We start from the raw sequence: 5820 nt of genomic DNA, 5'->3' as shown, positions 1-5820 counted from the left end.
GTGCGCGCAGGCGTGCCCAATTCGGTGTTCGCGCTGGGAGGCATCCCCTCGCTCGCGGGCAAGTGAGCGAACGCCGGCGCCTCAATGCGCACGGGGCGCTCAGACGGCGTTCAGGCGGCGTAGATGTCTTCGAGTGAGCGGAACCCCTTGATTTCAATGGGGTTGCCACTGGGGTCGTGGAAGAACATCGTCCATTGTTCGCCTGGCTGGCCTTCAAAGCGCACCTGGGGCTCCATCACGAAATCGATGCGGGCTGCGCGCAGCCGCGCCGCGAGTGCCTGCCAGGCTGGCAGCGCGAGAATGACCCCGAAATGTGGCATGGGCACCAGGTGGCCGCCCACATGGCCCGTGCGCTCACTGGCGAAAGGCGTGCCCAGGTGCAGCGAAATCTGGTGCCCAAAGAAATCGAAATCAACCCAGGTGTCGGTGCTGCGGCCTTCGCGGCAACCCAGCACGTCGCCATAGAAGCGGCGGGCGGCATCAAGGTCGGTGACGTGGAAGGCGAGGTGGAACAGGCTGTGCATCCGGTCAAGGATAGCAGCCGGCCCACGTCAGTGATCCGTCACGAAAGGCGCGCTCTGGGTTTCTTGGGGGGGCCCACGGGGAGGGGGCCGTTTGCCCTGCGCGCGCAGGGCGCTGCCGTAGCCCGGCTCAGCCCTTGGGGGGGCGTGCCAGCAGCGCTGCCGTGCTGGCCTTGCGATCGGCGTTCAACCGCTGCACGTGCGGGCGCTCGGCCATGCGCGCCAGGTAGTCGCGTACGGGCAGATCGGCGAGGTAATCCCGGCCGTAGATGGTCTTGGTGGCGGCGCTGACCAGCGGCAGGTGCACGATGGCGGCGCAGTCGGCCAGGGTGAAGTGGTCACCGGCCACGTAGGGGCTGAACTGCGCCAGCTGGCCGAAGGCCGCGACGTTCTTTTCAAGCTGCGCGCCCACCTTCTCGCGGACCGACTCGCTCACGCTGCCGCCGAAGAATGCCTGGGGATAGAGGTTGCGCGCTACCAGTTCCAGGTGCAGTTCCAGAAAGGTGATCAGCTCGCGCACCTTGGCTGCAGCGAAGGCGTCGGCCGGCAGCAGGGAGGGCTGGGGATGGGCGGTTTCGATGTAATCCGCGATCACGGCCGACTCGCACAGCGTGCCTGCAGGCGTGCGCAGGTAGGGCACTTTGCCCAGCGGCGTGGCGCTGCGGTCGGTCTCGCCCACCCAGGCCAGTTCCTCGGTGAAGGGCAGGCCTTTTTCGAGCAAGGCAAGCTTGACTTTGTTGTAGTAGTTGCTGGCGGAAAAGCCGCAGAGGGTCAGCATGGGTTCGTCTCCGGTGTCATGAAAAGGATCGAGAGGGGAGCGCGCATCCTATGCGGACCCGGGCAGGGGCGCCGTCGCGAAGATGACCTCGGTCAAGGGATTTGCGGGCAAGGCCCCTACAATGAATGCTCCATGCCCCGCCCCTGCCTGCAAACCCTTCGCAGCCTTCGCTGGCTCGCCCACCTTGTGCTGGCGTGGTTTGTGCTGTCGATCGGTGTGGCGGTGGCGTCGCCGCTGGTGCATCCGCAGGCCATGGAACTGGTCTGCTCGACTTCGGGTGCCATCAAGCTGCTGGTCAAAACCGACGACGGTGCGCAGGAAATGTCGGGCCATACGCTGGACTGCCCCCTGTGTGCCCATGTGGGGGCTCCCCCGCCGGTGGCCCAGGCCGCCTTGCCGGTGGCCCATCCCCTGGCGCATGCCCTGCGCCCCGTCCCTGCCGCGCACATCGCTGCGCGCACTGCCGCGCCGCTGCCGCCGCGTGGTCCTCCTGTTTTCTCCTGATTGCTATTCGTTTGATAGCTGCTGGCGCGGATAAATAAGGCGCTAGCGGCCTATTTGGCTTGTATTCAGGAGTTTCCATGCGCAAAAACCGCATGGCGCTGGCCGTGGCCGGCGCTTTTCCCCTGGCACTGTCCTGGGCCGTGCCTGTGCTGGCCCAGACGCCTGACGGCGCCCCCGTCAAGGAGCTGGGCGTGGTCACCATCAGCGGCGGCCAGCCCACCTCGCTGCCCACGCAGATCCCCACCACCATCGAGGGCGTCACGCGCGAGCAGATCGAGCATTCGATCAATGCCACCGACAGCGAAGACGCGCTCAAGTACCTGCCCAGCCTGCTGGTGCGCAAGCGCTACATCGGCGACTACAACCATGCCGTGCTGTCCACGCGCGCCTCGGGCACCGGCAACCCGGCCCGGTCCATGGTGTTTGCCGACGGCATTCTGCTGAGCAACTACCTCGGCAACGGCCCCACCAACGCGCCGCGCTGGATGCTGGTCACGCCCGAGGAGATCGAGCGCGTGGATGTGCTCTACGGTCCCTTCTCCGCCGCGTATGCGGGCAACTCGGTGGGCGCGGTGGTGGACTACGTCACGCGCATGCCGACGAAGTTTGAGGCGCATGGGCAGGTCAGCTATCAGCACCAGCCTTTCGACCTGTACAACACCAGCGGCACCTACGGGGGCAAGCAGGTGAGCGCATCGGTGGGCAACAAAAATGGCGACTGGTCGTGGTTCCTGAACTTCAACAAGACGGACAGCGAAGGCCAGCCGCTGACCTTCCCCACGCGCCTGGTGTCCGCCGGTACCGTGGGCAACGCGGGCACGCCCGTGACGGGCGCGGTGCTGGGCAACAACCGCAGCAACCAGCCCTGGTACCTGCTGGGCACCGCCACGCAGTACCACACGCAGCAAGACCACATCAAGGCGAAGATCGCCTACGACTTCTCACCCACCGTGCGTGCGGCCTACACCTTCGGCTGGTGGCACAACGAATCCGAAGGCCGCCCCACCAGCTACCTGCGCGATGCCAACGGCAACGCGGTGTATGGCGGCACGGTCAACATCAATGTCAATGGCCGCTCGTTTGCGCTCACGCCCACGGACTTCAATGTGTCCAACGAAGACCTCACGCACTTCATGCACGGGCTCTCGGTCAAGAGCCAAACGCAGGGCGTGTTCGACTGGGAGGTGGCCGCCAGCCTGTACGACTACCAGACCGACACCCTGCGCGCCGCCACCGTGGCGCTGCCTGCGGCGCTGAACGGCGGGGCAGGGCGCATCGTCAACAGCAAGGGCACGGGCTGGAACACCCTGGCCGCCAAGGGCACCTGGCGGCCCGAGGGCGTGCAGGGCACGCACATTGTGGACTTCGGCCTGCAGCGCGACAGCTACCAGCTGCGCACCATCGAGAACGCCACCAGCAACTGGATCAGCGGTGATGCCGGTGCACGCAACCAGGCCTTCAACGGCGATACGCAACTCATCGGCCTGTGGGCGCAAGACACCTGGAAGATCGCGCCCCAATGGAAAGCCGTGCTGGGCGCCCGCGCCGAGCGCTGGAGCGCCAGCAACGGCCAGACCGGCAACGCCACCACCACGGTGAGCCACACCGAGCGCAACGAGACCTATGTCTCGCCCAAGGCCGCGGTGGCCTACCAGGCCAGCGACCTGTGGGTGCTCAAGGCCTCCACCGGCCGCGCCGTGCGCATGCCCACGGTGTCCGAGCTGTACCAGGGCGGCATCAACGGCAGTGGCACGCTCATCAACAACGACCCCAATCTGAAACCCGAGAAGAGCTGGACCACCGAGCTGACCGCCGAGCGCGACATGGGCAATGGCCTGCTGCGCCTGACAGCGTTTTTTGAGCGCACCCATGATGCGCTGTACTCGCAGACCAATGTGCTCGTCACACCCAACGTCACCAACGTGCAGAACGTGGACGAGATCCGTACCAAGGGCCTGGAACTGGCATACCAGGCCGCCAACGTCTTTGTGCGCGGGCTGGAACTGGGCGGCAGCCTGACCTGGACCCACTCCAAGATCACGAAGAACGACAAGTTTCCCGCCAGCGTGGGCCAATGGCAGCCGCGCATCCCCGAGTGGCGCGCCAGCGCCGTGGCCACGTACCGGCCGGACGAGAAATGGTCGTACACCCTGGGCGCGCGCTACAGCGGCAAGCAGTACAGCACGCTCGACAACAGTGACCCCAACGGCTTTGCCTACCAGGGCGCGAGCCGCTACTTCACCACCGACGTGCGCGTGCGCTACCAGATCAGCAAGCAGGTCAGTGCGGCGGTGGGCATCGACAACCTCAACAACTACCAGTTCTGGAACTTCCATCCCTACCCGCAGCGCAGCTACTTTGCCGAGCTGAAGTGGGCCCTCTGACCTTTCTCGACCCCCATGCAATCGACGGCCATGAAAACTATCAAAACAATAGCTACTTGCGCTTTATTGGTAAGCGCTACAGGCATTTTCAATGCGGCAAATGCCCATATCACGCTCGAATACCAGGTGGCCAGCGCCGGCAGCGGCTACAAGGCCACGTTCCGCGTGGGCCACGGCTGCGGCGAGTCCCCCACGCGCGAGATCGTGGTGACCCTGCCGCCCGGCGTGGAAGGCGCCAAGCCCATGCCCAAGGCGGGCTGGACCATCGCCATCGAGCGGGAGACGCTGGCCCAGCCGCGCACCGACCACGGCAAGACCATTGCCGAGGAAGTGCGCCGCATCCACTGGATGGCGAACACACCGGCCGATGCCCTGCCCAACGCCTACTACGACGAGTTCGTGCTGCAGGCGCGCATGCCCGCGCAGGCCGGCACGCTGTACTGGCCGGTGGCCCAGGTGTGTGCGCAGGGCAGGGCCGATTGGGCCGAAGTGCCCGCCCCGGGCCAGAAGCCTGGCGAACTGAAATTTCCCGCGCCTGTGCTTGAGCTGATGCCGGCCGCAGGCGGCCACGCGCACTGATCCGCGCCTTTTCTTTGTCCAACCCGCAACGCTTTTTTAACCCCAGGAGAATTCCATGACACTGCAGCGCATCACCCGCCCCGTGCTTTTCGCCATTGCCCTGTTCGCAGGTCAGGCCCACGCCCAAGGCTCTGCCCCCGTGGCGGTCGAGGGCGCGTGGGCACGCGCCAGCGTGCAAGGCCAGAAGGCCACGGGCGCCTTCATGCGCCTCACGGCCAAGGACGGCGCGCGCCTGGTGCGCGTCGAAACGCCGGCGGCTGGCGTGGCCGAGGTGCACGAAATGAAGATGGAGGGCGACGTCATGAAAATGCGCGCCGTGCCGGGGCTGGACCTGCCCGCAGGCAAGACGGTGGAGCTCAAGCCCGGCGGCTACCACGTCATGCTGATGGACCTGAAGGCCCCGCTGGCCAAGGGCTCCAGCGTGCCCGTGACCCTGGTGTTCCAGGACGCCAAGGGCACCGAGTCGCAGTTGCCGCTGCAGCTGCCGGTGGCCACGCAGGCCCCCGGCGCTGCGGCCACCGACATGGGCCACGGCGCGGCGCACGGGCAAAAGCACTGACCGCGCGGGGGCTCCCGGCCCGCGAGGCATTGGAGTAAGCTGTGCAGCCATGGGGCCCGGCCGGGCCCCATGCCCCAGACCCACCTCTTGCGGAGCGGCCATGAGCGATACACCCCATTTCGGTTTCGGCAAATTCGTCCCCGGCTTTGACTTCCTGCAAAGCCTGGCGAAGGGCGCCTCCAGCAGCATTCCCCAGTTGCCGAACCTCTCGAACTGGGTGGCGCCCACCCTCAGCGTCGAAGAGCTCGAAAAGCGCATCGACGAGCTCAAGGCCGTGCAGTTCTGGCTCGAACAGAATTCGCGGGCCCTGACCGCCACCGTCCAGGCGCTGGAGGTGCAGAAAATGACCCTGGCCACGCTCAAGGGCATGAACTTCAGCATGGCCGACGTGGCCAACGCTTTCCAGCTCAGGACGGCCGACGCCATGATGGGTGCCACCCACAAGGCGGCCGATCCGGCCGGCGCTGCCGACGCGGCGCGCCAGGCCGCCCGTAC

At 66.3% G+C, this 5820-nt stretch carries 7 protein-coding genes; 5 read left to right on the top strand and 2 right to left on the bottom strand.

Annotated features, from left to right (window positions below; genetic code table 11):
* Positions 1 to 110: 110 nt before the first annotated feature.
* Positions 111 to 524, bottom strand: a complete 414-nt coding sequence (locus ACDELDRAFT_RS18235) for a VOC family protein (protein WP_005799468.1) — start codon at positions 522 to 524, stop codon at positions 111 to 113.
* 127 nt (positions 525 to 651) lie between these two features.
* A complete protein-coding gene (locus tag ACDELDRAFT_RS18230; protein ID WP_005799467.1) occupies positions 652 to 1299 on the bottom strand; it encodes a glutathione S-transferase in 648 nt (215 codons plus the stop codon).
* A gap of 132 nt (positions 1300 to 1431) precedes the next feature.
* On the opposite strand from ACDELDRAFT_RS18230, the gene ACDELDRAFT_RS18225 reads away from it, so the two are divergent.
* From ACDELDRAFT_RS18225 to ACDELDRAFT_RS18205, 5 genes are all read left to right on the top strand, one after another.
* Positions 1432 to 1803, top strand: coding sequence for a DUF2946 family protein (locus ACDELDRAFT_RS18225; protein WP_005799466.1), 372 nt, complete (start codon positions 1432 to 1434; stop codon positions 1801 to 1803).
* A 77-nt stretch (positions 1804 to 1880) separates the two neighbouring features.
* Positions 1881 to 4187 carry a TonB-dependent receptor gene (locus ACDELDRAFT_RS18220; RefSeq protein WP_005799465.1) on the top strand — a complete coding sequence of 769 codons (2307 nt, stop codon included), beginning with the start codon at positions 1881 to 1883 and terminating at the stop codon, positions 4185 to 4187.
* 30 nt (positions 4188 to 4217) lie between these two features.
* On the top strand, positions 4218 to 4766 hold the full coding sequence (locus ACDELDRAFT_RS18215) for a YcnI family copper-binding membrane protein (protein ID WP_100084466.1): 549 nt from the start codon (positions 4218 to 4220) through the stop codon (positions 4764 to 4766).
* Positions 4767 to 4821: 55 nt separating this feature from the next.
* Complete coding sequence (locus ACDELDRAFT_RS18210; RefSeq protein ID WP_005799463.1) at positions 4822 to 5325, top strand: copper chaperone PCu(A)C; 504 nt, start codon at positions 4822 to 4824, stop codon at positions 5323 to 5325.
* 100 nt (positions 5326 to 5425) lie between these two features.
* A partial coding sequence (locus tag ACDELDRAFT_RS18205) for a PhaM family polyhydroxyalkanoate granule multifunctional regulatory protein (protein ID WP_005799462.1) occupies positions 5426 to 5820 on the top strand: 395 nt, incomplete at its 3' end.

The organism is Acidovorax delafieldii 2AN, from assembly GCF_000175235.1.
Lineage (GTDB): Bacteria > Pseudomonadota > Gammaproteobacteria > Burkholderiales > Burkholderiaceae_C > Acidovorax > Acidovorax delafieldii_B.
The sequence above is the reverse complement of the archived record's forward strand: the minus strand, read 5'-3'. Positions and strand labels throughout refer to the sequence as shown.

Coding starts and splice junctions, on each gene's coding strand:
- ACDELDRAFT_RS18225 (WP_005799466.1), top strand. CDS start 1,432: ATGCCCCGCCCCTGCCTGCAAACCCTTCGCAGCCTTCGCTGGCTCGCC.
- ACDELDRAFT_RS18210 (WP_005799463.1), top strand. CDS start 4,822: ATGACACTGCAGCGCATCACCCGCCCCGTGCTTTTCGCCATTGCCCTG.
- ACDELDRAFT_RS18220 (WP_005799465.1), top strand. CDS start 1,881: ATGCGCAAAAACCGCATGGCGCTGGCCGTGGCCGGCGCTTTTCCCCTG.
- ACDELDRAFT_RS18235 (WP_005799468.1), bottom strand. CDS start 524: ATGCACAGCCTGTTCCACCTCGCCTTCCACGTCACCGACCTTGATGCC.
- ACDELDRAFT_RS18230 (WP_005799467.1), bottom strand. CDS start 1,299: ATGCTGACCCTCTGCGGCTTTTCCGCCAGCAACTACTACAACAAAGTC.
- ACDELDRAFT_RS18215 (WP_100084466.1), top strand. CDS start 4,218: ATGAAAACTATCAAAACAATAGCTACTTGCGCTTTATTGGTAAGCGCT.